The organism is Streptosporangium sp. NPDC006013, from assembly GCF_040614275.1.
Classification (GTDB): Bacteria; Actinomycetota; Actinomycetes; order Streptosporangiales; family Streptosporangiaceae; genus Streptosporangium.
The window spans coordinates 34371-58755 of record NZ_JBEXUE010000009.1; the positions used below are offsets into that span (position 1 = coordinate 34371).

General features: G+C 70.5%; 22 protein-coding genes and 1 pseudogene. 13 read left to right on the forward strand and 10 right to left on the reverse strand.

Features of this window, described 5'->3' with window-relative positions; translation table 11 throughout:
- A partial coding sequence (locus ABZ260_RS02855; protein ID WP_355612115.1) for a HAMP domain-containing protein occupies positions 1–1104 on the reverse strand: 1104 nt, incomplete at its 3' end.
- A 210-nt stretch (positions 1105–1314) separates the two neighbouring features.
- Here ABZ260_RS02855 and ABZ260_RS02860 point away from each other — a divergent pair.
- Positions 1315–2763 carry a PP2C family protein-serine/threonine phosphatase gene (locus ABZ260_RS02860; protein WP_355612118.1) on the forward strand — a complete coding sequence of 483 codons (1449 nt, stop codon included), beginning with the start codon at positions 1315–1317 and terminating at the stop codon, positions 2761–2763.
- A 120-nt stretch (positions 2764–2883) separates the two neighbouring features.
- On the opposite strand, the gene ABZ260_RS02865 is transcribed toward ABZ260_RS02860, so the two are convergent.
- Positions 2884–4650 (reverse strand): prolyl oligopeptidase family serine peptidase, encoded by a 1767-nt coding sequence (locus ABZ260_RS02865; RefSeq protein WP_355612121.1) that lies wholly within the window; start codon positions 4648–4650, stop codon positions 2884–2886.
- 176 nt (positions 4651–4826) lie between these two features.
- Positions 4827–5657 (reverse strand): putative RNA methyltransferase, encoded by an 831-nt coding sequence (locus ABZ260_RS02870; protein WP_355612125.1) that lies wholly within the window; start codon positions 5655–5657, stop codon positions 4827–4829.
- Positions 5658–5770: 113 nt separating this feature from the next.
- On the opposite strand from ABZ260_RS02870, the gene ABZ260_RS02875 reads away from it, so the two are divergent.
- Positions 5771–6517, forward strand: a complete 747-nt coding sequence (locus ABZ260_RS02875) for an MBL fold metallo-hydrolase (protein WP_355612128.1) — start codon at positions 5771–5773, stop codon at positions 6515–6517.
- Between the two features lie 16 nt (positions 6518–6533).
- On the opposite strand, the gene ABZ260_RS02880 is transcribed toward ABZ260_RS02875, so the two are convergent.
- Positions 6534–7754, reverse strand: a complete 1221-nt coding sequence (locus tag ABZ260_RS02880; RefSeq protein ID WP_355560191.1) for an MFS transporter — start codon at positions 7752–7754, stop codon at positions 6534–6536.
- A gap of 81 nt (positions 7755–7835) precedes the next feature.
- Entirely contained in the window at positions 7836–8408 is a 573-nt protein-coding gene (locus ABZ260_RS02885) for a helix-turn-helix domain-containing protein (protein ID WP_355612131.1), read from the reverse strand.
- Between the two features lie 72 nt (positions 8409–8480).
- Between ABZ260_RS02885 and ABZ260_RS02890 the strand changes: the two genes are divergently transcribed.
- Positions 8481–9716, forward strand: coding sequence for a benzoate/H(+) symporter BenE family transporter (locus ABZ260_RS02890; protein ID WP_355612134.1), 1236 nt, complete (start codon positions 8481–8483; stop codon positions 9714–9716).
- A gap of 12 nt (positions 9717–9728) precedes the next feature.
- Here ABZ260_RS02890 and ABZ260_RS02895 read toward each other — a convergent pair whose 3' ends face one another.
- Positions 9729–10214 (reverse strand): hypothetical protein, encoded by a 486-nt coding sequence (locus ABZ260_RS02895; RefSeq protein ID WP_355612137.1) that lies wholly within the window; start codon positions 10212–10214, stop codon positions 9729–9731.
- A 231-nt stretch (positions 10215–10445) separates the two neighbouring features.
- Between ABZ260_RS02895 and corA the strand changes: the two genes are divergently transcribed.
- From corA to ABZ260_RS02915, 4 genes are all read left to right on the forward strand, one after another.
- On the forward strand, positions 10446–11414 hold the full coding sequence (gene corA, locus ABZ260_RS02900) for a magnesium/cobalt transporter CorA (RefSeq protein WP_355612145.1): 969 nt from the start codon (positions 10446–10448) through the stop codon (positions 11412–11414).
- A 124-nt stretch (positions 11415–11538) separates the two neighbouring features.
- Positions 11539–12207 (forward strand): response regulator, encoded by a 669-nt coding sequence (locus tag ABZ260_RS02905; RefSeq protein ID WP_355612148.1) that lies wholly within the window; start codon positions 11539–11541, stop codon positions 12205–12207.
- Between the two features lie 95 nt (positions 12208–12302).
- On the forward strand, positions 12303–13025 hold the full coding sequence (locus tag ABZ260_RS02910) for an HNH endonuclease family protein (protein WP_355612151.1): 723 nt from the start codon (positions 12303–12305) through the stop codon (positions 13023–13025).
- Positions 13026–13187: 162 nt separating this feature from the next.
- Positions 13188–14465, forward strand: coding sequence for an aminotransferase class I/II-fold pyridoxal phosphate-dependent enzyme (locus ABZ260_RS02915; RefSeq protein ID WP_355612154.1), 1278 nt, complete (start codon positions 13188–13190; stop codon positions 14463–14465).
- Between the two features lie 22 nt (positions 14466–14487).
- Here ABZ260_RS02915 and ABZ260_RS02920 read toward each other — a convergent pair whose 3' ends face one another.
- Entirely contained in the window at positions 14488–15081 is a 594-nt protein-coding gene (locus ABZ260_RS02920; protein ID WP_355612157.1) for a class I SAM-dependent methyltransferase, read from the reverse strand.
- 111 nt (positions 15082–15192) lie between these two features.
- Here ABZ260_RS02920 and ABZ260_RS02925 point away from each other — a divergent pair, with 111 nt between their 5' ends.
- Positions 15193–15639: a MarR family transcriptional regulator gene (locus tag ABZ260_RS02925; protein ID WP_355612160.1), complete on the forward strand. Its 447-nt coding sequence runs from the start codon at positions 15193–15195 to the stop codon at positions 15637–15639.
- A gap of 101 nt (positions 15640–15740) precedes the next feature.
- Here the strand turns inward: ABZ260_RS02925 and ABZ260_RS02930 are convergent, their stop codons facing one another.
- Entirely contained in the window at positions 15741–16736 is a 996-nt protein-coding gene (locus ABZ260_RS02930) for a LacI family DNA-binding transcriptional regulator (protein WP_355612162.1), read from the reverse strand.
- Between the two features lie 425 nt (positions 16737–17161).
- Here ABZ260_RS02930 and ABZ260_RS02935 point away from each other — a divergent pair, with 425 nt between their 5' ends.
- A complete protein-coding gene (locus ABZ260_RS02935) occupies positions 17162–18880 on the forward strand; it encodes a discoidin domain-containing protein (RefSeq protein WP_355612165.1) in 1719 nt (572 codons plus the stop codon).
- Between the two features lie 119 nt (positions 18881–18999).
- A complete protein-coding gene (locus ABZ260_RS02940) occupies positions 19000–19839 on the forward strand; it encodes a DUF1996 domain-containing protein (RefSeq protein ID WP_355612168.1) in 840 nt (279 codons plus the stop codon).
- A 127-nt stretch (positions 19840–19966) separates the two neighbouring features.
- Here the strand turns inward: ABZ260_RS02940 and ABZ260_RS02945 are convergent, their stop codons facing one another.
- On the reverse strand, positions 19967–20797 hold the full coding sequence (locus ABZ260_RS02945; RefSeq protein ID WP_355612171.1) for a hypothetical protein: 831 nt from the start codon (positions 20795–20797) through the stop codon (positions 19967–19969).
- A 387-nt stretch (positions 20798–21184) separates the two neighbouring features.
- Between ABZ260_RS02945 and ABZ260_RS02950 the strand changes: the two genes are divergently transcribed.
- From ABZ260_RS02950 to ABZ260_RS02960, 3 genes are all read left to right on the forward strand, one after another.
- Positions 21185–21946 (forward strand): 2,3-dihydro-2,3-dihydroxybenzoate dehydrogenase, encoded by a 762-nt coding sequence (locus tag ABZ260_RS02950; protein ID WP_355612174.1) that lies wholly within the window; start codon positions 21185–21187, stop codon positions 21944–21946.
- A gap of 87 nt (positions 21947–22033) precedes the next feature.
- Entirely contained in the window at positions 22034–23215 is a 1182-nt protein-coding gene (dhbC, locus tag ABZ260_RS02955) for an isochorismate synthase DhbC (RefSeq protein WP_355612177.1), read from the forward strand.
- Positions 23216–23257: 42 nt separating this feature from the next.
- Positions 23258–23926, forward strand: a complete 669-nt coding sequence (locus tag ABZ260_RS02960) for an isochorismatase family protein (RefSeq protein ID WP_355612180.1) — start codon at positions 23258–23260, stop codon at positions 23924–23926.
- Between the two features lie 48 nt (positions 23927–23974).
- Here the strand turns inward: ABZ260_RS02960 and ABZ260_RS02965 are convergent.
- Positions 23975–24385, reverse strand: a pseudogene (locus ABZ260_RS02965) (MFS transporter); the annotation flags it as partial.

The window sequence follows — 24385 nt, forward strand, 5'->3', positions numbered from 1 at the left end:
GACGCCGCGGACCCGGGCCTGGCCGCCGAGCTGGCCCTCGGTGCCGACCTCGCGGGCGACGCGGGTGACCTCGTCGGCGAACATCGACAGCTGGTCGACCATGGTGTTGAGGGTGTCCTTGAGCTGGAGGATCTCACCCTGGGCGTCGGCGGTGATCTTCTTGGACAGGTCGCCCTGGGCCACCGCCGTGGACACCGCGGCGATCGCGCGGACCTGGGTGGTCAGGTTGCCCGCCATCACGTTGACGTTGTCGGTGAGGTCCTTCCAGACGCCGGAGACGCCGCGCACCTGCGCCTGGCCGCCGAGCTGGCCCTCGGTGCCGACCTCGCGGGCGACGCGGGTGACCTCCTCGGCGAATGCCAGCAGCTGGTCGACCATGGTGTTGACCGTGTTCTTCAGCTCGAACATCTCGCCGACCGCGTCGACGGTGACCTTGCGGCTCAGGTCGCCCCGTGCGACTCCGGTGGTCACCGCCGCGATGTCGCGGACCTGCGCCGAGACGCGGCTGGACATGGTGTTGACGGCCTCGGTGAGATCGCGCCAGCTTCCCGCCATGCCGCGCACCTGCGCCTGGCCGCCGAGCTGGCCCTCGGTGCCGACCTCGCGGGCGACCCGCGTCACCTCGGAGGTGAACAGCGACAGCTGGTCGACCATGCCGTTGATCGCCTTGCCGAGGCGGCGCACCTCACCTCTGGCAGCGCGGTCAAGGTCGATCCGGCGGGACAGATCGCCCTTGGCCACCGCGTCGATCACGTCCGCCGCTCCGCTGACCGGGCCGACGAGCGCGTCGATCAGCGAGTTGACCGAATCGACGCTCTCGGCCCACGAGCCCACTCCGGGACCGGGGGTGAGACGCTCGGCGAAGCGGCCTTCCTTCACCACCTCACGGCGGACCCTGTGCAGCTCGTTGGCCAGATGCTCGCGGCGGTCGGCCACCTCGTTGAGCAGCAGCCGGATCTCGCTGAGGATTCCCGGCGGGGCATGTGGCACCCGGCGGCGGAAATCACCGTCGCGCCAGGTGATGAGCGTCTGCAGGATCGGCCGTAGGTCCGATTCGCTGTAACGTCGCTCCTCGACGTCGGACACGGTGTTGACCGTGGTCATATGACCTCCTTGACTCCCGGGGGCGCAGCCGTGAGTCACCCCAGTCTGTCACGGTGCGCAATGTGTAGTCCCACCTTCGATTGACCCCATGTCAACGGGAAGTGTGGTAGTCACGGAATAGTGACCAGTGCTCCTCGCGCCGTCTTGGCAGCGACCTTCACCCCGGGACACACAGCTGTCCCCGCCGTCAGGCGGTTCACCGTGGAGGTGATGACCGCCTGGGCCGCCGTGTCCGTGCTGGCGGCCGCCGAGCGGCTGGCGGCCGAGCTTTCCTCGCAGGTGGGAGACGCCCCCTTCGAGGTCGTCTGGAACCACCTGGGCGACGGGCTGCAGATCGAGGTGCGCCAGCAATGGGCCCCCGAGCCGAGCCCCTGCGCCCCGTCCGTACCGGTGGAGGAGTGGGGTGTCACCTTCGCCGGTCAGCAGCGCACGCACTGGGCCAGGCTGCGGCTGCCCGGTTCCTCCGGGCGGCCGTCTTCGGAGTGGACCGCCGAGGAGCCCAGCCGCGGGCCGATCTGGATGGGTTTTCTCGCCGACGCCAGCGATCTGCTGGCGGGCACCCTCGATCCTGACATGGTGCCCGCGATCATCTCGCAGATCGTGGTACCGAGGCTGGCCACCTGGTGTGCCGTCTACACGTGGAGCAACGGCGGCGGCCCGCAGCGCCCAGCCTACCTCTGGCACACCGATGAGCGGCGCATCGACGAGCTCCGGGAGGAACTCGCCACCGTCCAGATCCCGCAGACCGGTGGTTCCATGCAGCTCGCCGGCTCGCAGGTGCTGGTCATCCCGCTTCTCGCGCGCGGGCGCACGCTGGGCGCGATGTGCCTTGGACGTCCCGACCGGTTCACCGAGGATGTGCTCCAGTACGCCGAGGACATCGGCCGCCGCGCCGCCCTCGCCCTGGACAACGCCCTGCTGTACGCCACTCAGGCGGCGGCCAACCGGGCGCTCCAGCGCAGCCTGCTCCCTCCCGACGAGCCCGGCGAGATCCCCGGCCTCGACCCCGCGGTGGTCTACGAGCCCGCGGGGGAGACCAACGAGGTCGGCGGCGACTTCTACGACCTGTTCGCGGTCGGCGACAAATCCTGGCGGTTCGCGGTGGGCGACGTCTGCGGGACCGGCCCCGAGGCCGCCGCGGTCACCGGCCTGGCCCGCCACACCCTGCGCCTGCTCGCCCGGGAGGGGTACGGTGTGGCCGCCGTCCTCGACCGCCTGAACCAGGCCATCCTCGAGGAGGGCGACCGCGCCCGGTTCCTGACGCTGCTGCACGGGGAGATCACGCCCGGGCCGAGCGGTCTGAACGTGTCGATGGTCTCCGCCGGCCACCCGGAGGCGCTGCGGTTGCGACCCAGCGGTGTCGTGGAGACGGTGGTGACCTCCCAGTCGCTGCTCGGCGTCTTCCCCGAGGCGACCTTCAAGGCGGAGGTCGTCCACCTCGACCCCGGTGACGTGCTCCTCGCGGTGACCGACGGGGTCACCGAGCGCCGCAGGGACGGGCGGCTGCTCGACGACGACGCGGGTCTGGCCAAGCTGCTCGCCGAGTGCGTGGGCCTGTCGGCGCGGGCGGTCGCCGAGCGGATCCGCCGCGCTGTCCAGGACTTCGCCCCCGAGCCGAGCGCCGACGACATGGCGATCGTGGTCCTGCGAGCACGCTGACGGGGCCGACCGGGTTCCACGGGCAGATCCTCTGCCCGCCGTGGTCGGGCGGCTTCTCGCCGGGGTGCCGGTCACCGCGGCACGCCGCGGCTCCCTCCTGCGCCTCGCGCCGGGCAGGGGCTAGATGTCGGTCTTCACGTGTCTGCGGGCGAAGTCCAGCTGCGCCGACATCTGCGCGATGCGCTCGGAGACGACCAGTGAGCCGTGGCCCGCGTCGTAGCGGTAGACCTCGTGCTCGTGGCCGCGCCCGGCGAGCCTGGCCACGTACGCCTCGATCTGCCCGATCGGGCAGCGCGGATCGTTCTCTCCGGCGAGGATCAGCAGCGGCGCCTCGACCTGGTCGACGTAGGTGATCGGAGAGCTGCCCGCGTACCGCTCGGGCTGTTCCTCCGGTGAGCCGCCGAGCAGCGCGCGGTGGTAGGAGCGCAGCGCCTCCGCCTCCTCCGCGTAGGCGGCCGCGTGGTCGGCGATCGGCACCGCGGCGATGCCCGCCGCCCACATCTTGGGCTGGGTGCCCAGGCCGAGCAGCGTGAGGTAGCCACCCCAGGAGGCGCCGGACAGCACCAGCCGGTCGGGGTCGCAGACGCCGCGGTCGACCAGGGCGTCCCTGACGGCGGTCACGTCGGCCAGCTCGATGTGCCCGACGTCGCCGCTGAGGGCGCTCCGCCAGTTCGAGCCGTACCCGGTGGAGCCCCGGTAGTTGACCCTTACCACCGCGAAGCCCAGGTCCACCCAGGCGGCCACCTGCGGCACGAAGGAGTCGTCGTCCTGCGAGGTGGGGCCGCCGTGCAGCAGGAAGACGGTGGGGAAGGGGCCGGAGCCGCGCTCGGGGCGCGAGACCAGGGCGTGGATCCGGCCGCCGGGCCCCTCCACGTCCACGTCCTCGACCGGGACCGACGGTGGTGAGGTGGGGCCGCCGTGGCTCATCACCATGTGGCCGTTGGTCGACCGGATCAGCGGCGGGTGCGCCCCACTGGACCAGGCGTACTCGACGGAGCCGTCGGGGCGGGGCGCGGCGGCGTCGATCACGCCGTGCTGGGTCTCGATCGGGAAGAAGCCGCCGCCGGGAAGGTCGTAGCGGCTCAGGTGGGTGCGGCCGCGGTGACCCCGCACGACGAGCAGTGAACGGCCGTCGCCGTACCAGTCGGCGGTGATCTCCCCCGGGTCGCGCAGCCAGATCTCCCGCTGGTCGCCGGTCTCGGGATCCCAGACGAGGGGTTCGCGGCGGCCCCTGCGCTCGTGCAGGGTGAGCAGCCTGCGATCTCCGGACAGCGGCGCGAAGCGCAGGCCGGAGACCGCCTTGCCGGGACCGTCGTACAGGTCGCCGACGACCTGACCGTGGCGCCGGAGCACGCGCAGCGCGGGGTGCCGGGCGTCGCCGTGCTCGCTGTGGCTGATCGCGATCAGCGAGCCGTCCAGGGAGACGGCGGAGACGGCGGCGGCCTCGGCGTGCTCGTAGATCGTCCGAGCGGGCTCACCCGGCCTGACGAGGTGGATGGTGAAGCCGCGGCCGGGCCTGGCCATGCCGATGACCGCCTCGCCGGTCGCCGAGAGCCCGAGGCCGCAGGGGAAACCGGGTTCGAGGTCGATCGGCTCGTCGGGGCCGCCGTAGAAGGGCTGGCGCATCCACCGGCCCCACTCGTCGCCGTCGGTGTCGTCGAACCACCAGATCCACTGCCCGGTGGGGTCGAGCGCGCCGTGTGAGGTGCCCTTGGGACGTGAGGTCACCTGGCGGGTCGAGCCGCCCGCGCGGTCCCAGGTGTAGACCTCCCACGCCCCTGAGGCGTTACTGCGGTAGACGGACCGGCTGGGAGCCTGGACCGCCCACACAGGCAGCGTCGCGCGCGGCGCGCGGAACCTGGCCTGCCAGCGTTCCTCCGCCTTCATAGGGCGCTTCCCTCCGTCAAGGCGTCAGCTTCACGCGTTCAGTCGCGGGCTCGCCGGATTGCGGTCCAGTATGTCGTCTTCAACGGGTAATTGCTTGAGTAATGTCCGGGAATTTCGGACTAAATGTCACATCAGTAACAGGCGCCCCGAAGGTGGCTGTCAAGCACACGGCTTGCTCAGGGGCGGCGCTTAAAGATAGACATACGGAAAGAAGCCTCCACGGGGCTCATTTCACGAAGTCCTTGGACTTTTCTCCGCATAACTTCCGCATCCATGTGCCAGGCACTGGGCCCCATTCCCACGACCGCCCCGACCGCGTCGTGTCCCAGGGTCATCTCGAACTCGTGGATGCTCCGGTCGGTCTCGACGAAGTGTTCGCTCAGGCTCTCCGCCATCCGTCGCTCCTTCGACTCGTCCACCGACAGAAGTCCCAGCCGCTCCACCAGTGGTACGAGGTGCCGCGAGGTGGGGGTGACCACGACAAGCTCACCGTCACCCCTGAGCACTCGGGCAAACTCTGCCCCGTTTCTTGGGGCAAACACATTTAGAAGCACATCTATCGTGCCATCTCTCAGCGGCAGTGGTCTCCAGACGTCGGCCACCACCGCCCCCAGCCGGGGGTGCGCCCGCGCGGCCCGCCTGATCGCGTGCTTGGAGACGTCCAGTGCCACTCCGACGGCCCCCGGCAGCTCGTCGAGCACCCGCGCCAGGTAGTGGCCCGTCCCGGCCCCGGCGTCCGCCACCGCCTTCGCGCCGGTAGGGCAGGCGCCGGCGATCGCTTCGGCAAGGGGGGCGTAGTGCCCGGCGCCGAGGAAGGTGTCCCTGGCCGCCACCATGGCCGCGCTGTCGGCCGTCCCGGGCACCCGCGACCCGGTCAGCAGGCTGACGTATCCCTGCCTGGCCACGTCGAAGCCGTGCCCCAGGGCGCACCCGAGGACCCGGTCGTGAAGGGTCAGCGCGCCTCCGCAGACCGGGCAGGCGAGGTGTTCGACGACATCGTCCAGCATCGCTCCATCATCTCGCGTTCCGCCGCAGCTGAATTGTCATGAAATGTCCCTACGATGCGAGCAGTGTCTCCCCATGGCGAGGGTGGGAACCAGTCGATCGAACAGGAGAGCGAATGCTTCACCAGCCGATAACGGTCGCCGGGGTCGAGGTGTTCCCGCTGTGTGACGCGGTGGGGCCGATGGGCGACTCGATCCGGCGCCCGATGCGGGAGATGTTCCCCGGTGGCTGCCACGGCGAGCCGGACGAGTGGATCCTGCACTTCCACTGCTACCTGCTGCGCGACGCGGCGGGCCGTACGGTGCTCGTCGACACGGGCATCGGCCCCGACGACTCGCCCGCGTCGAGCTGGGCGCCGGTGCCCGGCGCGCTGGGCGCGGAGCTGGCCCGGGTGGGGACGGCCCCCGAGGAGGTGGCGGCCGTGGTCATCACGCACCTGCACAGCGACCACGCGAGCGGGGCGGTGGTCGCGGGGGCGCCGGCCTTCCCCAACGCCCGGTACGTCCTGCAGCGCGCGGAGATCGACGCGGCGGCCGAGACGGTCCTGGACCACGTCGTCCGGCCGCTGGGCGAACGGGTGCAGGCCGTGGACGGCGGTGCGGAGGTGCTGCCGGGCATCCGGGTGCTGCTCGCGCCGGGGCACACCCCCGGCCATCAGATCGTCCAGGTCGGCGATCTGCTGCTGACCGGCGACGTGGTGCTGCATCCGGTGCAACTGGAGAACCCGCGGGTGACCTACCTCTACGACGACGACCCCGAGCTGGCCGCGGCCACGCGGGTGGAGCTGCTCGACCGGGTCAGGGCGGAGCGGGGAACGATCGGCACCGCCCACTTCGCCGAGCCCTTCACCCGGATCGTCTGACGGGAGACAGCCGGCCCTACGTGCTCGCCTGGGCGGCGGAGAGCAGGCGGCGCGCCTTGCCCCGGTAGCGGATGACCTGGACGACACCCAGGGCCCAGATCGGATACTGCGTGGCGAACGCCCATCGGAAGGCCTCCGGGCCGCTCCCGCCCACCAGGTCGAGGGTGACGCCGATCAGCACGATCACCGACACGGACGCGACGAAGCCGCCGCCGTTCACGATGCCGGTGGCCACGCCGATCCGGGTGGCCGGGTTGAAGGTCCTGGCGTAGTCGAAGCCGATCAACGACCCGGGGCCGTTGGCCGCCAGCACCACCACGAGCGTCACCAGCAGCCAGAGCGGTGCCCGCCCCGGCCAGAGCAGTACGGCGGTCCACGCCCCGGCGGTGGTACCGATCACGACGAGCACCATCCGGGAGCGGTGGAAGGGGAACCGCCCGGCGAGGTAGCCGAGCAGCGGCCCGCACACCATGCCGCACAGGGTCAGTGTGGACAGCAGCACGCCCGCCGTCGAGGGGGACAGCCCCTGGCCCTGGACCAGGAAGGGATATCCCCACAGCACCAGGAAGGCCGCGGCCGAGCACTGGGTGGCCGCGTGGGTCCACATGCCCAGCCGGGTGCCGGGCTCGGCCCAGGCGGCCTTCAGGCTCGGCGACTCCCCCGTACGCTCGGGGCGGGCGTCGCGCACCACCATGACCAGCAGGAACGCGGAGACCACGCCCAGAACGGCGGCGCCCATGAAGGTCGGCGTCCAGCCGTAGGTGTGCAGGGAGTGGATGAGGGGCACCGCGGAGGCGATCGCGCCGAGCTGGCCGATCAGGCCGGTGAGCTGGACCATCAGCGGGTTGCGGCGGGCCGGGAAGGAGAGGCCGACCAGCCTGATCACGCTGATGAACGTCATCGCGTCCCCGCACCCGATCAACGTCCGCCCGGCGACCCCCGGCAGCAGGCCTTCGGCCAGGGCGAAGACGAGTTCGCCGCAGGCCATCACCATGGCCCCCAGGACCAGCATGCGCTTGGAACCGAGCCGGTCGACCAGCATCCCGACGGGCACCTGCATGCCCGCGTAGACCAGGAGCTGGCACATGGCCAGGACCGAGAGCCCCGCCGCGCCGACGTCGAGCCTCGCCGCCGCCTCGATGCCCGCCACACCCAGCGACTGCCGGTGGAATACGGCTATGACGTAGGCCAGTACACCCGTGGCCCAGATGAGAATCGCTGTGGACCGTGGTGTCATACGGCAAATATTACTTTTTGGAAATTTTACGAATTCGAGTGGGTCACCGAGCGCCGGCGGAGGCCGCGCGGGCCGCCGGGATCAGCGGCGCGGGTAGCGGATGAGCAGGCTGGCGTGGACGTCCTGGTCGCCGAGAGCGGCGTAGGTGTGCGGAACGTCCGACCGCCAGGAGATGTGCTCGCCGGGACCGGCCCGCAGGGGGGCGCCGGCCGGTCCCGCGCTGAGCGTGCCGGCGAAGACGGTCAGGTACTCGGTGACGCCCCTGTGGTGGGCGGGCGAGATCTGCGGCGCCCCCGCGCGGATCACCAGCCGGTAGAGCTCGTACGTGACCGCCTCGTCCTCGAAGACCTGGAGCAGCGTCCCCTCCGTGGCGGTGCCACGCATGACGGGGACCGTGGGGCCCGAGTCCTCCGACGGCGGGGTGCCGAAGGCCATGGCCAGGGGGACGCCGAGCTCGGCGGTGATCGCCCAGAGGGTTTCCAGGGTGGGGTTGCGGGTGCCGTTCTCCAGGCCGGAGAGCGTGGCCTTGCCGACACCGGCGCCGCGGGCGAGGGCGGACAGGGAGATGCCGCGCTCTTCACGCAGCCGGCGGATCCGCCGCCCGATGTCGGCCATGTCGCCGTCCACAGCGGGGCGTTGTGCTTCGGAGTCCATGGGGCTATCGTGCAGCACCGAACCCGTTCCGTTTACGGAACGATCGATGCCCCCTCGGGTGAGGACCGACAGATGACACGCCTGCTTCAACCCGTGCTGGCCGGAGTGGTGACCGCGGTGGTCGGCTTCGCCAGCTCCTTCGCCGTGGTCCTGGCCGGGCTCAGGGCCGTGGGCGCGGACCAGCGACAGGCGGCGTCAGGGCTGCTCGCGCTCTGCGTGGCCAACGGCGTGGTGGCCATCTGGCTGGGAGTGCGGCAGCGGCTCCCGATCACCATCGCCTGGTCTACGCCGGGAGCGGCGCTACTGGTCTCGACCGGAGCCGTGGAGGGCGGTTTTCCCGTCGCGGTCGGCGCGTTCGCGGTCTCGGGGCTTCTCCTCACCGCGGTCGGGCTCTTCCCCGTCCTGGGGCGCTGGATCGCGTCCATCCCCACCCCGATCGCCGGTGCCATGCTCGCCGGGGTCCTGCTCGACCTGTGCGTCGCGCCGGTCAGGGCGCTCGCCGAGGTACCGCTGATGGCCGGCCCCGCCGTTCTCGCCTGGGCGCTGCTGAGCAGGTTCGCCCGAGGGTGGGCGACCCCGGTGGCCCTCCTCGTCGCCGTCGCGGCGATCGCCCTGACCGGGCCGGGGCTGGGAGCGGTGGACGTGCGGCCGGTGGTGGAGGTGACCGTTCCGTCCTGGAGCGCCCAGGCACTGGTCAGCGTCGCGCTCCCGCTGTTCCTGGTCACCATGGCCTCGCAGAACGTGCCGGGCATGGCGGTCCTCGCCGGGTACGGCTACCGTCCCCCGCTGCGGGGGATCCTCGTCTCCACCGGTCTGGCGAGCACGCTGGGCGCTCCGCTGGGCGGCCACGCGGTGAACCTGGCGGCGATCAGCGCCGCCCTGGCCGCCGGGCCCGACGCCGACCCCGACCCGGCCCGCCGGTGGATCGCCTCGGTCAGCGCGGGCGCCTCGATGATCGTCCTCGGCATCGGCTCGGGTCTGGCCACGGCGCTCGTCCTGCTCTCCCCGTCGTCGCTCATCGAGGCAGTCGCCGGTCTCGCCCTGCTCGGCGCGTTCGCCTCGGCCGTCGCCTCCGCGGTCGCCGACCCCGAGGGCAGGGAGGCCGCGGTCGTCACCTTCGTGGTCACCGTCTCGGGGCTGACGATTCTGGGGGTCGGCGCCGCCTTCTGGGGACTCGTGGCCGGCGGGCTCATGACGCTGCTGCACCGCCGCCGGAGATCCCCTCAGACTCCTCCGAACACGGCCATGGCGAACGGTGGCGGCCCGGGTACGTCTCAGCCGGGGCGGCCCGCGGGCCGCCCCGGCTGAGCGGAGATGTGACTAGTGGTGGTCCGGGCGCCCGTGGCGACCGGCCACGAGCTGGTCGGTGGAGGGCTGGCGGGGCACCTCGACCCGGGGATGGGGCGCGGTGTCCTCGGCGCGGTCGTCGACGCCGTCACGGTCACGGTCGACCACGGGAGCCGCAGGAGCCGCGGGAGTGGCGGGGGTCGCTTCGAGCTTGCGCTCCAGTTCCCGCTTCTCCTCCTCCAGGCGGATGACCCGGTCACGAGCCTCCGCGCGCGAGGTACGGAGCCTGCGCCGGTGCGCGGACGAGCGCCGCATCCCGGCGAACATGATTCCCAGGCCGAGCAGGAGAACCGCTCCGGTGGCCACACCCGCGAAGAAGAGCTCCAGCTGGGTGAGCTGGATCACGCGGTCGAACACGGTGAACGTCGCGGTGGTGGTCGATGCTGCGGTCTCGTCCCAGGAGACCGCGATCACGGTCGCACCCGCGAGTACGATCAAGAGAAGTCCCAGCACTATCATGTGACCTCACCTCAGGCTTCGGCTGTTGTGGTAGGCACTGCTGCCCAGGGCGGGCGGGATTATTCATGCGAATCCCCGTGGCCGCCGGGAAATGTGGCGGACCGGCCGCCGGGAGGCGGGCGCGGCTCTCCGGCACCGGGCGATCCGGTCCCCCGGCCGGGGCATGAGGTCTGAAGATGTGGATCTGACGGGGATTCCAGGTCTGCCGGCGCGGGTCTAGGGTGGGCGCCCATGGACCGCACTCGCCTGTACCGCAACGGGGTTCTGGAAGCCGAGGGGTTTCCCATCGACGACGTCTCCGAGCACGTGGGGGACACATCGGCCGTCGTCTGGTTCGACCTCTGCTCGCCCACCCAGGCGGACCTGGCGAAGATCAGCGAGGAGCTGGGTCTCCACCCCCTGGCCGTCGAGGACGCGATCCACAGCCAGCAGCGCCCCAAACTCGACACCTACGACAGCCACCTGTTCATCACCGTCTACGCGACGAGGCTCGCGGAGAAGGGGCTCGACTTCATCGAGATCTCGATCTTCATGACCAGGAACGCCCTGGTCACCGTGAGGGAGAGCCCTGATTTCGACATCGACGAGGTGATCAGGCGCTGGGACGCCAACGCCGACATGGCCAAGTTCGGGGCGCCGTATCTGCTGCACGCCCTGCTCGACTACATCGTGGACGGCTACTTCGAGGTCCTCCAGGCGGTGGACGACCGGGTCGAGGAACTGGAGGACGACCTCTTCCAGAACAGCTCCCGGGACATGCAGCACATCCAGCGCCGGACCTTCGACATGCACAAGAAGCTGGTGCGCTTCCGGCGGCTGGCGGTGCCGACGCGCGAGGTCGTGGGCAGCCTGCTGCGCAGGGGTGAGGACGTCATGGACCGTGGGCTGACCCCGTACTACCAGGACGTCTACGACCACACGCTGCGCACCGCGGAGTGGAGCGAGTCGCTGCGGGACCTGGTGAGCAACGTCCGCGAGGCCCATATGAACCAGCAGGGATTCCGGCTCAACGACATCATGAAGAAGATCACAAGCTGGGCGGCCATCATCGCGGTGCCCACGATGATCACCGGCTTCTACGGGCAGAACGTGCCCTACCCCGGCTTCGGGCAGCCGATCGGGTTCTGGGTGTCCACGGCCCTGATCGTCGTGGGCACCATCCTGCTCTACCGGGCGTTCCAGAAGCGCAACTGGCTCTGATCCGGCCGGACCCCACTCCCACTCCGGGTATTTGGTCGGCCGTAACCTGGCCTCGGGGAGGGGGACCGGCCGCCGGAGACCGCACCATGCCCTCCCAGGCTGTGCCCGCAACCGTGGAGGACCCGTGACGCGCATCCTTGTCGTCGATGACGAGCCCCAGCTCCTGCGGGCGCTGAGGATCAACCTGGCCGCCCGCCGGTACGAGGTGGCCGTGGCCGCCGACGGCGCCGCCGCCCTGCGCCAGGCCGCGGATTGGCACCCCGACCTGGTGGTGCTCGACCTCGGCCTGCCCGACATGGACGGGGTGGACGTCATCCAGGGGTTGCGCGGCTGGACCACCGTCCCGATCATCGTGCTGTCCGGCCGGGCCGAGGGCCATGACAAGGTGGAGGCCCTGGACGCGGGCGCGGACGACTACGTCACCAAGCCGTTCGGCGTCGACGAGTTGCTCGCCCGGATCCGCGCGGTGTCGCGCCGCACCTCGGTTCCCGAGGAGGAGCCGGCCCGGTTCGTGATCGGTGAGCACGAGGTGGACCTGGCGGGCAGGACCGTCTCGGGTGGCGTGCGGCTGACCCCCACCGAGTGGCGCCTGCTGGAGATACTGGTCCGCAACCCCGGCAAGCTCATCACCCAGCGCCGCCTGCTGAACGACGTCTGGGGCTCCTCGTACCACAAGGAGACCAACTACCTGCGCCAGTACATGGCCCAGATGCGCAAGAAACTGGAGCGCGATCCCGCACACCCGGTCCATCTGCTCACCGAACCCGGCATGGGCTACCGCTTCCAGCCCTGACCGGTCAGGTCTCAACCCGCGGACACCCCCGTGTCAACCAACCGATTTCCGGGAATCGGTCAAGAACGGGCCGGTAGACCCTTCTGGAGGCATGGGTGGGCACGCGGGGGGTGGTCGCCGTGGTGCTGGGCGCCGCGATGCTCTTCTCGCTGTCGACGCACGGCGACACGCGCGCGAGGGCCGCACCGGCGAGGGTCGTGCCGCTGGACAACCCGGACGGCCTGCGGCCCGGGCTGGCGCCGGTCAGGTCGGCCGGAGACCGGGGTGCCGCGGTCAGGTTGATCAGCAGGCTCCGGGTCGGGCAGATGGGGTCGAAGGCCGGCTACAGCCGGGCCAGGTTCGGCGCGAACTGGGCCGACACCGCCAGTGGCGTGCCGTACGCGCGCAACGGCTGCCGTACCCGCGACGACCTGCTGGCCCGCGACGGCGAGGAGGTGCGCTACCGTCGCGGATCCGGCTGCGTGGTCGTCTCCATGAGGCTGCGTGATCCCTACACCGGCCGGATCGTGCACTGGAGCAAGAAGCGCTCCGATGAGATCCAGGTCGACCACGTGGTCCCGCTCTCCTACGAGTGGCGGATGGGAGCCTCCCGCTGGTCGCGGTCCAAGCGGATGCGCATCGCCAACGACCCGCTCAACCTCCTCCCGGTGTACGGCGGCGCCAACGAGGCCAAGGGCGGATCGGGGCCGGCCTCCTGGCTTCCCCCCAGGCGCGGGGTCCGCTGCGCCTACGTGGTCCGCTTCGCCCAGGTGGCCCTGAAGTACCACCTGCCGGTCACCCGCGCGGACAAGAGGGTCATGCTCGCCCAGTGCCGGTGACCTCCAGCGGACCGGTCAGAAGCGGCGGAGCGGTTGCGCGGTGAGGTCATCTATCCTTCGGAGTCGACCCCGGCCACCTTCGGAGCCGTTCCTCCACCGTCCTCCCAGTCGGTCGCCGGTTGCCTCCGGCGCCGATCCAGACCAGCAGGCGAAGGGACTCCCATGACCTCTCCGGCACTGACCATCGACGAGCTGACCGCTCGGCGGGACGACGCTCGGCGGGACTACGACGCGCTGGTGCGGCGCGGTCTCTCCCTCGACCTCACGCGCGGCAAGCCGTCGGCGCGGCAGCTCGACCTCTCCGAGGCCCTGCTGGACCTGCCCGGCGGCCACACCGCCGCGGACGGCACCGACTGCCGGAACTACGGCGGGCTCCAGGGCCTGGCCGAGCTCCGGGAGATCTTCAGCGGGCCCCTGCAGGTGCCCGCCGCCCAGCTCGTCGCCGCGGACAACTCCAGCCTCTCGCTGATGCACGACTCGATGGTCCACGCCCTGCTCGGCACGCTGCCCGGCGCCGAGCGCCGCTGGGCCGACGAGCCGCGGGTCGCCTTCCTGTGCCCGGTTCCCGGCTACGACCGCCACTTCGCCCTGTGCGAGCGGTTCGGCATCGAGCTGATCGGCGTGCCGATGAACGCCGAGGGGCCGGAGATGGACGTCGTGGAGCGTCTCGTTCGGGAAGACCCCCAGGTCAAGGGCATCTGGTGCGTGCCCAAGTACAGCAACCCCAGCGGTGTCTCCTACAGCGACGAGACGGTGCGGCGTCTGGCCGCCATGCCGGCCGCGGCCCCGGACTTCCGGATCTTCTGGGACAACGCCTACGCCGTGCACCACCTCACCGACACGCCGGCGGAGATCGCCGACATCCTGGCGCTGTGCGCGGAGAGCGGCAACCCCGACCGCGTCTTCGTCTTCGGCTCCACCTCGAAGGTCACCTTCGCAGGTTCCGGCGTCTCCTTCTTCGGGTCCTCCCCGGCCAACGTGGCCTGGTTGCTCGGACACACCGCCAAGCGCACCATCGGCCCTGACAAGATCAACCACCTCCGCCACGTGGAGTTCCTCCGCGACGCCGACGGCCTGGCCGAGCACATGCGCCGCCACCGGGAGCTGCTTCGGCCGAAGTTCGACGTGGTCGAGGCGACCCTCGCCAAGGAACTGGGCGGCACCGGCCTGGCGACCTGGTCCAGCCCCACGGGCGGCTACTTCGTCAGCCTCGACGTGCTGGAGGGCTGCGCGCGCGAGGTGGTGAGGCGGGCCGGTGCGGCGGGCATCGCCCTGACCCCCGCGGGCGCCACCCACCCGTACGGGAACGACCCCCGCGACAGCACCATCCGCATCGCCCCCACCTACCCCGAGCCGGCGGAACTGGAGTCGGCCATCCTGGGCCTGACCACCTGCGTGCGTCTTGTCGCCACCGAGAAGCTCCTGGCCGGAGCCCGCTAGGAGTCGAGGCGGATTCCGCGCTTCAGGGGGTTTCGACCACGACCCGGCCGATGAACCTGATCGGCAGGCGGCTGGTGCGGACGGTCTCCAGGCGGACGGGATGTCCCGGGAACGCGGCACGGGCGGCGGCCTCGGCCCGGCGCAACGCGAACCGGAAGTCGTAGATCCAGATGCGGCCGCCGGGGCCGAGGACCCGGCGCAACTCGCGCAGTCCCGCGGCGGCGTCCGGCCAGTGGTGCTGGCTCATGCTGGAGACGATCAGGTCGAAGTCACCGTCGGGGTAGGGGAGGTCGGCGACGTCGCCCACGGCGAAGTCGACACGGCCGGTGAGCCCGGCCTCCGCCGCGTTCCGCCGGGCGCGGTCGATCATTTCGGCGGACAGGTCGAGGCCCTCGACCCGCAGTTCCGGCAAGGCACGGGCGATCGCGAGAGGGACCCGCCCGGGGCCGGTGCCCACGTCGAGCACCCTGGTTCCCCCCGCGGGCGCCGCCGACACGACGTCGGCCGTGACCTTGGTGTAGAGGGGACGGAATCCGCGGCTGATGAGCCGGTCGTAGAGGCCACCGTGGTGGAAGAGACCGAACAGGCTCGCACGGGCACGATGGATGGCACGCATGACGCTCTCCTATAGTTGTAAAGAACAACTGTGCACTGTCGAGCATAGGATAGATAGTTGTACGATACAACTCATGGGGGGGCGTTCCCCGATGACGAGCTGCGTCGTCTGTTGAAGCTGCTTGTCAGGACGGGTGGACTGCTCGAACCGCATGACTACGGTGGCCTGCGCGTCTCCCTGTCGGAGGTGTTCGCCCTCGGTGAGCTCGCCGACTCCGGGACGCTCTCCCAGGGGGAACTGGCCACTCGTCTGAGCCTGGAGAAGAGCACGGTGAGCCGTCTGGCTGCGGGCATGGAACGGCGGGGGTGGTTGTCGCGCGAACGGGACCCGGCCAACCGCCGTTTCTACCGTCTCCGCCTCACCCCTGACGGATGGACCGCCGCCGAGCGGGTCGGCGCCGACCTGCGCACCACGCACGCCGCACTGTTCGAGGGGCTCACGGCCGACGAGCGCGCCGGCCTCACGCTCGGGCTGACCGGCCTGGCCCGCGCCCTCCAGGGCAGGGACCACGCCGGGCGCGGGCGGGTTCCGCCCCACCTCCCGGGCGACGTCTCCTGAGGACATTCCTGGGCGGCGGGAAGGTCCGAGGCGCCCACCACAGGGATGGGGCGCCGTTCACCCCGGACCGCGCCCGCGAGAACTCCCTCGATTCCCGGCGGCTAGCTGGACTCCCTGATCACGAGCCGGGTCGGGAGGATCACCGGGGCGGCGTCCTCGCCTCGTAGCAGGCCGAGCAGCAGGCGGGCGGAGGCGGCGGCCTGCTCGCCCATCGGGCTGCGCACCGTGGTGAGCGGGGGATCGGTGTAGAGGGCCGCCTCGATGTCGTCGAACCCCACCACCGCCACGTCGTCGGGCACCCGCCGGCCCGCCCGGCGCAGCGCCCGCATGGCGCCGATCGCCATCAGGTCGTTGGCGGCGAACACCGCGTCCAGCGCGGGGTCGTCCTCCAGTAGCTGTGCCATGGCCTCGGCTCCGGAGATCCGGGTGAAGTCGCCGATGGCCACGATCGAGCGCCGTCCGGTCTCGCTCAGCACCTCGCGGTAGGCGCCCAGCCTGTCCTGGGCCGCGGACATGTCCAGCGGCCCGCAGATGGTGGCGATCCTGCGCCGCCCCCGTTCCAGCAGGTGCCGCACCGCCTGGGCGGCACCGCCGACGTTGTCGTTGTCGACCCAGGGCGCGGCCACCTGAAAGGCGGGCCTGCCGTGTGAGACGAGCGGGACGCCCGTCGTGGCGAGCGCCGCAGGCAACGGGTCGGCGCCGTGCATCGACACGAGCATGACCGCGTCCACGTGGCGGGCGGCCACGAACTGCCTGGCCCGCAGGCGGGCGTCATCCGAGCCCGCGAGCATGAGCACCACCTGCTTGCCCGCCGCCTCGAACTCACGGCTGGCCGCGCGCACGACCGTGGAGAACATCGGGTCGTCGGAGACGAGCCCGGCCGGTGGGTCGGAGACGATCACCGCGATGGAGTCGGTGCGCCGGGTCACCAGGCTGCGCGCCGCCGGGTTGGGGACGTAGCCCAGCTCGTTCACCGCCCGCATGACCAGGTCGCGGATGTCCGAGGCGACGGTCGGCTCGCCGTTCACCACCCTGGAGACCGTTGATTTGGACACGCCGGCCCGGGTGGCGACAGCCTCCAGGGTGGGTCGTCTCATGTGCTTCTCCCCGCAGTCCGTACCGCTGACTGGCCGGTGGTGCCGGAACGTGCGGTGCCACCTTCAAGAAGCCTAATCGAGGATCATGAAGAGAGCGCTCCCTCACAAAGAGTGATCAGAGGTGAGATTTCTGTCAACGCCGAGAACGGAGTCGATTTTTCCTCCTCGGCAACCCGTGAAGGAATCTGAGAAAACGCTCCCTAAAAAAGATCTTCTTAACTCCAGCTCACGGCCGCTTACAACGGTACAAAGCATTTTGCGGGAGCGCTCCCTGAAGTGTGCGGTTGATTGCCGGATCATGTGCAGCCCGTTTCCTGCTGGTTAAACGGGTACTTGACAGGCCCTGTCGGACGAGAGCACTCTCTGCTTGAGAGAGCGCTCCCCGACCCGTACCGGTACGCACCCCCGTCCCCCGAGGAGACGCCATGCCCTCGCTTCGAAGTCCCGGCCGCCGTGTGGTCCTGATGATCGCCGCGGCCGTCACCCTCGTCACATCCAGTCTCGCCGTCATGCCCGCCTCCGCCGCCGACACCCTGCTGTCCCAGGGCAAGACGGTGACCGCCTCGTCCGCGGAGAACGTGGCCTTCCCCGCGTCGGCGGCCGTCGACGGCGACGCGGGCACCCGCTGGTCCAGCGCGTTCGCCGATCCGCAGTGGATCCAGGTCGACCTCGGCGCCACCGCGACCATCACGCAGGTGTCGCTGAAGTGGGAGACCGCCTACGGCAGGGCCTTTGAGATCCAGACCTCGCCCAACGGCACCACCTGGACGCCGATCTACTCCACGACCACCGGCACCGGCGGCGACCAGACGCTGGCGGTCAACGGATCCGGCCGTTACGTGCGGATGTACGGCACCCAGCGCTCCACCCAGTACGGCTACTCGCTGTGGGAGTTCCAGGTCTACGGCACCATCGGTTCCACCGGCCCGGACCCCGACCCGGGCGCGCTCAAGCTGCTGTCCTACGGCAGGCCAGGTGCGGCCTCCAGCTCCCAGCACGACGGGAACTGCTGGGAGTGCACCCCGGCCAGGGCGTTCGACCGCGACCCGGCCTCCCGCTGGGCGACCAGTTCCACCACCGGCTGGGTCGACCCGGCCTGGATCTCCGTCGACCTCGGCGCGACCGCGCAGATCAAGAAGGTCGTGCTGCAGTGGGATCCGGCCTACGCCAAGGCGTTCGAGATCCAGGTCTCCGCGAACGGGACCACCTGGACGCCGATCTACTCCACGACCACCGGCACCGGCTTCAAGCAGACGCTGAACGTCGACGGGACCGGCCGTTACGTGCGGATGTACGGCACCCAGCGGGCCACTCCCTACGGCTACTCACTGTGGGAGTTCCAGGTCTGGGGCACCGGCGGCGCCCCCATCACCCCGCCGCCGCTCCCGCCCGACCCGGCCAACCCGCCAAGGCTGGTCTGGAGTGACGAGTTCAACGGCGCGGCGGGGACCAGGCCCGACGCGGCCAAGTGGACCCAGGACCCGGGAACCGGCCCGAACAACGAGCTGGAGTACTACAACCCCAACAACACCGCCATGGACGGCAACGGCAACCTCGCCATCACGGCCCGGCAGGAGGCCACCCCGGGGTCGGCGTGCCCGGGCGGGACCTGCCAGTACACCTCGGGCCGGATCAACACCGGCGGCAAGTTCACCTTCACCTACGGCCGGGTCGAGGCCCGGGTCAAGGTCCCGAAGGGCAACGGCCTGTGGCCGGCGTTCTGGATGATGGGCGCCGACTTCCTCACCGGCAGGCCGTGGCCGTACAACGGCGAGATCGACATCCTGGAGGTCCTCGGCAAGGACGTCAAGACCGCCTACTCGACGGTCCACGCACCCGCCTACAACGGCGGCGGCGGTGTCGGCAGCCCGTACACGCTGCCGACCGGCGCGGACTTCTCCGACGACTTCCACGTCTGGGCCGCCAACTGGGACAGCAAGGGCATCGTCTACACCCTGGACGGCCGGACGGTCTTCACCATCAGCAAGGACCAGGTCGAGGCGACCCGGGGCCCGTGGGTCTTCGACCACCCCTTCTACATCATCCTCAACCTCGCGGTCGGCGGCGACTGGCCAGGACCGCCGGACGCGAGCACGGGTTTCCCCAAGCAGATGCTCGTCGACTACGTACGCGTCTACCAGTAACTCCACCGCACCCCGGTACGGCTCGGTGAGCCGTACCGGGGGACCTCCCAAAGGAGTCACCCATGCACCCGGCACTCTCCCCGGCCGGCCTCCGACGCCGGTTACGCCCGCTGACCCTGATGACCACACTGCTGGCGCTCCTGGGCACGTCCCTCGTCCTGCACACCCCGCAGGCCGCCGGCTCGTCCGCGGCGGTCGTCCGGGTGGCGGAGTTCCTCGCCGACTGCCCGTTCAGCCATCGCCTGCCCGACGACCCGATCGTCTTCCCGGGACTTCCCGGCGCGTCGCACATGCACAGCTTCTTCGGCAGCACCTCCACCAACGCCCACACGACGCTGGCGTCCCTGCAGAGCTCTCCCAGCAACTGCAACCCGCGCGTCGACCTGTCGTCGTACTGGGTGCCGACCCTCTACAACGGCAACACCCCGGTGGAACCCACCGGCACCACGTTCTACTACCTGGGTGAGGGCGTCCGCGACGACATCATCGCGCGGACCCAGCCGCTGCCCCTGGGCCTGCGGATCGTCGCGGGCAACGCCAAGGCGACCGGGATCGACGACCCCAGCAGCAACGCGCGCTGGTCGTGCCTGCACGCCGGGCACGTGGGGTCCTCCAAGGACTTCGTCAACTGCCCGGCGGGCACCATGCTGGAGTCCTACCTGGACTTCCCGCAGTGCTGGAACGGCAGGGACCTGGACTCGGCCGACCACAAGAGCCACATGGCCTACCCGGTGGGCGGGGCCTGTCCCGCCTCGCACCCGGTGCCGGTGCCGAAGCTACGCCAGGTGCTGAGGTATCCGGTCAGCGGTGACCCGGCACAGCTGCGGCTGGCATCCGGGCGCGGATACACGATGCACGGCGACTTCTTCAACGCCTGGCCCCCGGCCGAGATGGAGCGCCGCCTGCGCGACTGCATCCGCCCGATCATCAAGTGCGGCGCGGACGGCACGCCGTCCTGACACTTGACAACCGTGTCAGGGCGGTGACCCGTCCTGACACCGGTGGCGGGATCCGGAACACCGGGCCCCGCCACCGGCGGGCTGGGCGGGGCCGATCGGACCGGCGACGCGGGTGTCCCCATCGTGCCTACTGGCCCGTGGCCTCGGCCGTCTGTGTCTCCTCGGCGAGGCCGCCGCACTTGAAACCCTCCTCCCGCTCCGGGTTGAGCTGGATGGATTCGAGGATGGTCTTGTCCATGGAGCGCCGGACGGTCTCCATCTTGTCGCAGTCGTAGAGGACGTACGCGCCGTTGCTCTCGCCGAGCAGCATCATCCACCGGCTCTCGTAGAGCGGCTTGTCGTTCTCGGCGCTGCGGAGAACGGCCCACTGGTCCTGGAAGCCGACCAAAGGGAGAAGGTCGTTGGCCTTTCCCGTCTCCTGCACCTCCACCGCCCCGTTGATCATCTGCAGGATCAGCAGGAACCCCACGCCGAGGCCGCTGAGGGCGCCGATGAGCACCTTCATCCCGGCTCGGCCGGCGGGCTTGCGGCGCAGCAGCCGGAACGGCACCAGGAAGGCCAGCACGCCCAGCCCCACGGCCACGACGACCTTGACGGCGAGGTCGGCGCCGCCGAGGACCTCGAGCAGGCCCCAGTAGGTCGCGCCGCTCCACAGAGCGGCGATCGCGGCGATCAGCCAGGGCCGCCGCCGTACGGCGTTCATGAGCTTGCCGACCGTGCCGAAGGTCACCTTGTCGGCCAGCCAGATCACCCCGACGACGATGCCGAGCAGCGGCAGGGCGACCAGCAGCAGCAGGATCAGGGTGCCCATCAGCCGGCCGAGCAGGACGGACTGGTCGATCCCCGCCTGCTCCGGGGTGACCTGGAACACCTCGTACATCGACTGCACGCCGAGGTAGAGCACGGCGTAGAGCGCGACGCCGATCGGGACGACGACCGAGCCGATGCGCTCGATCATCTCCAGGACACCACTGCCTTCCTCCTCTTCCGATGGATCTGTCGGAGCTGCCGGAGGAGTGTCTTGCGAAATAGGGGGAATATACGAAGGTTGCTCAGAAATATCCTGGCTTGTCATGAAGAGTGATCATAAGCCGTAACGATTGATGTGGCATAGCTAGAAGACAAACGCGTCAGCCCCTCGGTCATTCATGCGAAAGCCCCAGGAATCGGCACCGCTCCGGCCCCCGCGCTCCTCATACGTCGCCACGTCCGGCGGTCAGGAGTGTTCGTACCAACCTCCGTGATGTCCGCCTGATCTGTGAAAAGTAACTATAAGTTTTTGCTGCGCGACTTAAAGTAATGGCACTAGCCTGCCTACCGGCGAGAGGCTGACGGAGGTGGGGACATGCTGGCGGAAGGCGGAGTGGCCGTGGTCACCGGTGCGGCGCAGGGCATCGGCGAGGCGGTGGCGCGAGCCCTGACGGTGGCGGGCACGCGGGTCGCCGCGCTCGACGTGAACGCCGAGCGGATCGAGCGGGTCGCCGCCGGGCTCGGCAGCGCGGTCGCCTACCCCTGCCAGGTCGCCGACAGTGCCGCCGTCGACGACGTCGTCGCGAGGGTCGAGGCCGACCTCGGCCCGATCGAGCTGCTCGTCAACGTGGCCGGAGTGCTCTGCTCGGGATCGGCCGTCGCCATCAGCGACGACGACTGGGCCAGGACCTTCGCCGTCAACACCGGTGGGGTCTTCCACCTGTCCCGCGCGGTCGCCCGCCGGATGATCCCCCGTAGATCCGGGGCGATCGTCACCGTGGGGTCCAACGCCGCGGGCGTGCCGCGGATGAACATGTCGGCCTACGCGGCCTCCAAGGCGGCGGCCGCGCAGTTCACCAAGTGTCTCGGCCTGGAGCTGGCGCCGTACGGCATCCGCTGCAACGTGGTGTCGCCCGGTTCCACCGACACCCCCATGCAGCGTGCCCTGTGGACCGGCGGCCACGACGCGCGGGCGGCCATCGACGGATCGCCGGCCACCTTCCGGGTGGGCATCCCTCTCGGCCGCCTGGCCGACCCCGAGGACATCGCGAACGCGGTCCTCTTCCTGGCCTCCGACCGTGCCAGGCACATCACCATGCAGGACCTGTACGTCGACGGGGGCGCCACGCTCCGGTAGCGGAACGGTCCTCTCCCAGCGCCGGCCGCCCGCCGGCGCTGGTCCCTCCTATTCCTGGATCCCCTCCTGACAGGAGAGCTTTTCCCCATGTCGCCGAACGACGCCCTCACCATGTCCCGAATGCCGGACCTCCTGGAGGATTACGAACCCGGCACTTTCTTCTTCACCTCGCCGACCCGGACCCTGCTCGCCAGGGGGGTGTGCCAGGAGGTCCCCGATTCGGGGGCGACGAGCCTGCGAGACCGCGTCGCCTCCGCCCTGCGGGACGCCAGGAGCTCAGGTCACCCCAACCCCGTGGTGGTGGGCGCGATCCCCTTCCGCGACGACCGCCCGCCACGCCTGCTGGTGCCCGCCGCCGTCTGCTGGACGAGCCCACCGGCCGGCCTGCCCGCCGGTCCCGAGCAGGTCACGGGCACGTTCACCGGATTCGGCCCGGTCCCCGACCCCGGTGACTACCTGCGCGGAGTGGAGAAGGCACTGGTCAAGCTGACCGCGGGAGAGCTCAAGAAGATCGTGCTGGCCCGCGCCCTGGACGTCACCCTGGGTGCCCCCGTCGACGTCGGGCGGGTGCTGCGCAACCTCATCCGGCGCGACCCGCAGGCCTACGGTTACGCGGTCGACCTGCCGTCGAGCACCGCCACCGCCCGCACGCTGCTGGGGGCCAGCCCGGAACTGCTCGTCTCCCGGTCCGGCCGCCGGATCACCACGAACCCACTGGCCGGGTCCGTACCCCGTCACCCGGACCCCGTCGTCGACGCGGAGCGGGCCCGCGCCCTGCTCGCCTCCGACAAGGATCTCCGCGAGCACGCGCTGGTGATCGAGAGCATCGTGGAGGTCCTGCGCCCGTACTGCCGGGAACTCTCGGTGCCCGACGGGCCCTCGCCGCTGTCCACCGCCTCCATGTGGCATCTGTCGACCCGGATCACCGGCGTGCTCGACGACCCCGCGGTCACGTCGCTGGAGCTGGCCACCATGCTGCACCCCACCCCCGCCGTCTGCGGCACCCCCGCGAGTGCCGCGCGCCAGGCCATCGAGGAGATCGAGCCGTTCGACCGCGGCCTGTACGCCGGCCTGGTCGGGTGGGGGGACTCGGCGGGCGACGGTGAGTGGGTCGTGACCATCCGCTGTGCCGAGGTCGCCGACCAGACCCTGAGGCTGTTCGCCGGTGCGGGAATCGTCGCCGGTTCGGTGCCGGAGACCGAACTCGCCGAGACCACCGCCAAGTTCCAGACCATGCTCCGCGCCGTCGGCCTGGGCCAGGACCGCTGACCCGCCGTCTGGCCCACCATCACAGGAAAGGAGACAGTACCCGTGGCGCTTCCCAAGATCGCCTCCTACCCGCTGCCGGGAGAAGGCGATCTTCCCGAGAACCAGGTGACCTGGCGCCCTGATCCGCGCCGCGCCGTCCTGCTGGTCCATGACATGCAGAACTACTTCCTCGCCCCCTTCGCCGCCGGTGCCCCACCGCTGACCGGGCTCATCGACAACATCGGCCTGCTGCGCGAGGCCTGCGCCGGGCTGGGGGTCCCGGTCGTCTACTCGATGCAGCCCAGCGGCCAGAACAGCCACCAGCGCGGCCTGCTCCAGGACTTCTGGGGCTCGGGCATCCCCGGTTCGCAGGAGAGTGAGATCGTCGCGAGCCTTCTCCCCGCGGCGTCCGACATCCTGCTCACCAAGTGGCGCTACAGCGCCTTCCGCATGACCGACCTACGCGCCCGGATGGACGCGATGGGCCGCGACCAGATCATCGTCTGCGGTGTCTACGCCCACATCGGCTGCCTCATGACCGCCTGTGACGCCTTCATGCAGGACCTGCAGCCGTTCCTGGTGGCCGATGCCGTCGCCGACTTCTCCGAGGAACACCACACCATGGCCCTCGCCTACGCCGCCCAGCGCTGCGCGGTCACGGTCGTTACCCGTGGCCTGCTGCGCGGGTGGGACCCCGCGGCGCCGCCCACCGAGCCGGCCGGTGACGGGTAGCCGGCCGCCGGAACCCGCTCCGCGAGGCCGGGCCGCCCCCGAGGCGCGTCATGTCGTCGCCGGGGCGGTCTGCGGTGAGGCCGTCAGGCGTCCCGATCGATCCAGGGCGGCCACGGCCGCGGCGCAGCCAAGACCGATCAGCGTCAGGGCCAGCCAGGGCAGGCCCGGCAGACCCAGCCGCGCGCCCAGATCCAGCGCCCACCCGGTGAGCAGATTGCCCGCGGCGATGCCGATACCGGCCAGGGTGCTGTAGAGCCCGTAGTAGGTACCCACCATGTGCCGGCCGCCGAAGGTGGCGATGGTCGCCATCTCGAACGGATAGATGATCATGGTGGCCAGGCTGAGCAACGCCGCCGTCCCCAGGACGGGAAGCAGCACGAGCACCCCGGTGATGCCGCTGGACGCACCGGCGCTGCCCGCTTCCCCGACGAGCGGTGGGACAGCGACCAGATCGCTGCC

Coding starts and splice junctions, on each gene's coding strand:
- ABZ260_RS02860 (WP_355612118.1), top strand. CDS start 1,315: ATGACCGCCTGGGCCGCCGTGTCCGTGCTGGCGGCCGCCGAGCGGCTG.
- ABZ260_RS02865 (WP_355612121.1), bottom strand. CDS start 4,650: ATGAAGGCGGAGGAACGCTGGCAGGCCAGGTTCCGCGCGCCGCGCGCG.
- ABZ260_RS02870 (WP_355612125.1), bottom strand. CDS start 5,657: ATGCTGGACGATGTCGTCGAACACCTCGCCTGCCCGGTCTGCGGAGGC.
- ABZ260_RS02875 (WP_355612128.1), top strand. CDS start 5,771: ATGCTTCACCAGCCGATAACGGTCGCCGGGGTCGAGGTGTTCCCGCTG.
- ABZ260_RS02880 (WP_355560191.1), bottom strand. CDS start 7,754: ATGACACCACGGTCCACAGCGATTCTCATCTGGGCCACGGGTGTACTG.
- ABZ260_RS02885 (WP_355612131.1), bottom strand. CDS start 8,408: ATGGACTCCGAAGCACAACGCCCCGCTGTGGACGGCGACATGGCCGAC.
- ABZ260_RS02890 (WP_355612134.1), top strand. CDS start 8,481: ATGACACGCCTGCTTCAACCCGTGCTGGCCGGAGTGGTGACCGCGGTG.
- ABZ260_RS02895 (WP_355612137.1), bottom strand. CDS start 10,214: ATGATAGTGCTGGGACTTCTCTTGATCGTACTCGCGGGTGCGACCGTG.
- corA (WP_355612145.1), top strand. CDS start 10,446: ATGGACCGCACTCGCCTGTACCGCAACGGGGTTCTGGAAGCCGAGGGG.
- ABZ260_RS02915 (WP_355612154.1), top strand. CDS start 13,188: ATGACCTCTCCGGCACTGACCATCGACGAGCTGACCGCTCGGCGGGAC.
- ABZ260_RS02920 (WP_355612157.1), bottom strand. CDS start 15,081: ATGCGTGCCATCCATCGTGCCCGTGCGAGCCTGTTCGGTCTCTTCCAC.
- ABZ260_RS02930 (WP_355612162.1), bottom strand. CDS start 16,736: ATGAGACGACCCACCCTGGAGGCTGTCGCCACCCGGGCCGGCGTGTCC.
- ABZ260_RS02935 (WP_355612165.1), top strand. CDS start 17,162: ATGCCCTCGCTTCGAAGTCCCGGCCGCCGTGTGGTCCTGATGATCGCC.
- ABZ260_RS02940 (WP_355612168.1), top strand. CDS start 19,000: ATGACCACACTGCTGGCGCTCCTGGGCACGTCCCTCGTCCTGCACACC.
- ABZ260_RS02945 (WP_355612171.1), bottom strand. CDS start 20,797: ATGATCGAGCGCATCGGCTCGGTCGTCGTCCCGATCGGCGTCGCGCTC.
- ABZ260_RS02950 (WP_355612174.1), top strand. CDS start 21,185: ATGCTGGCGGAAGGCGGAGTGGCCGTGGTCACCGGTGCGGCGCAGGGC.
- dhbC (WP_355612177.1), top strand. CDS start 22,034: ATGTCGCCGAACGACGCCCTCACCATGTCCCGAATGCCGGACCTCCTG.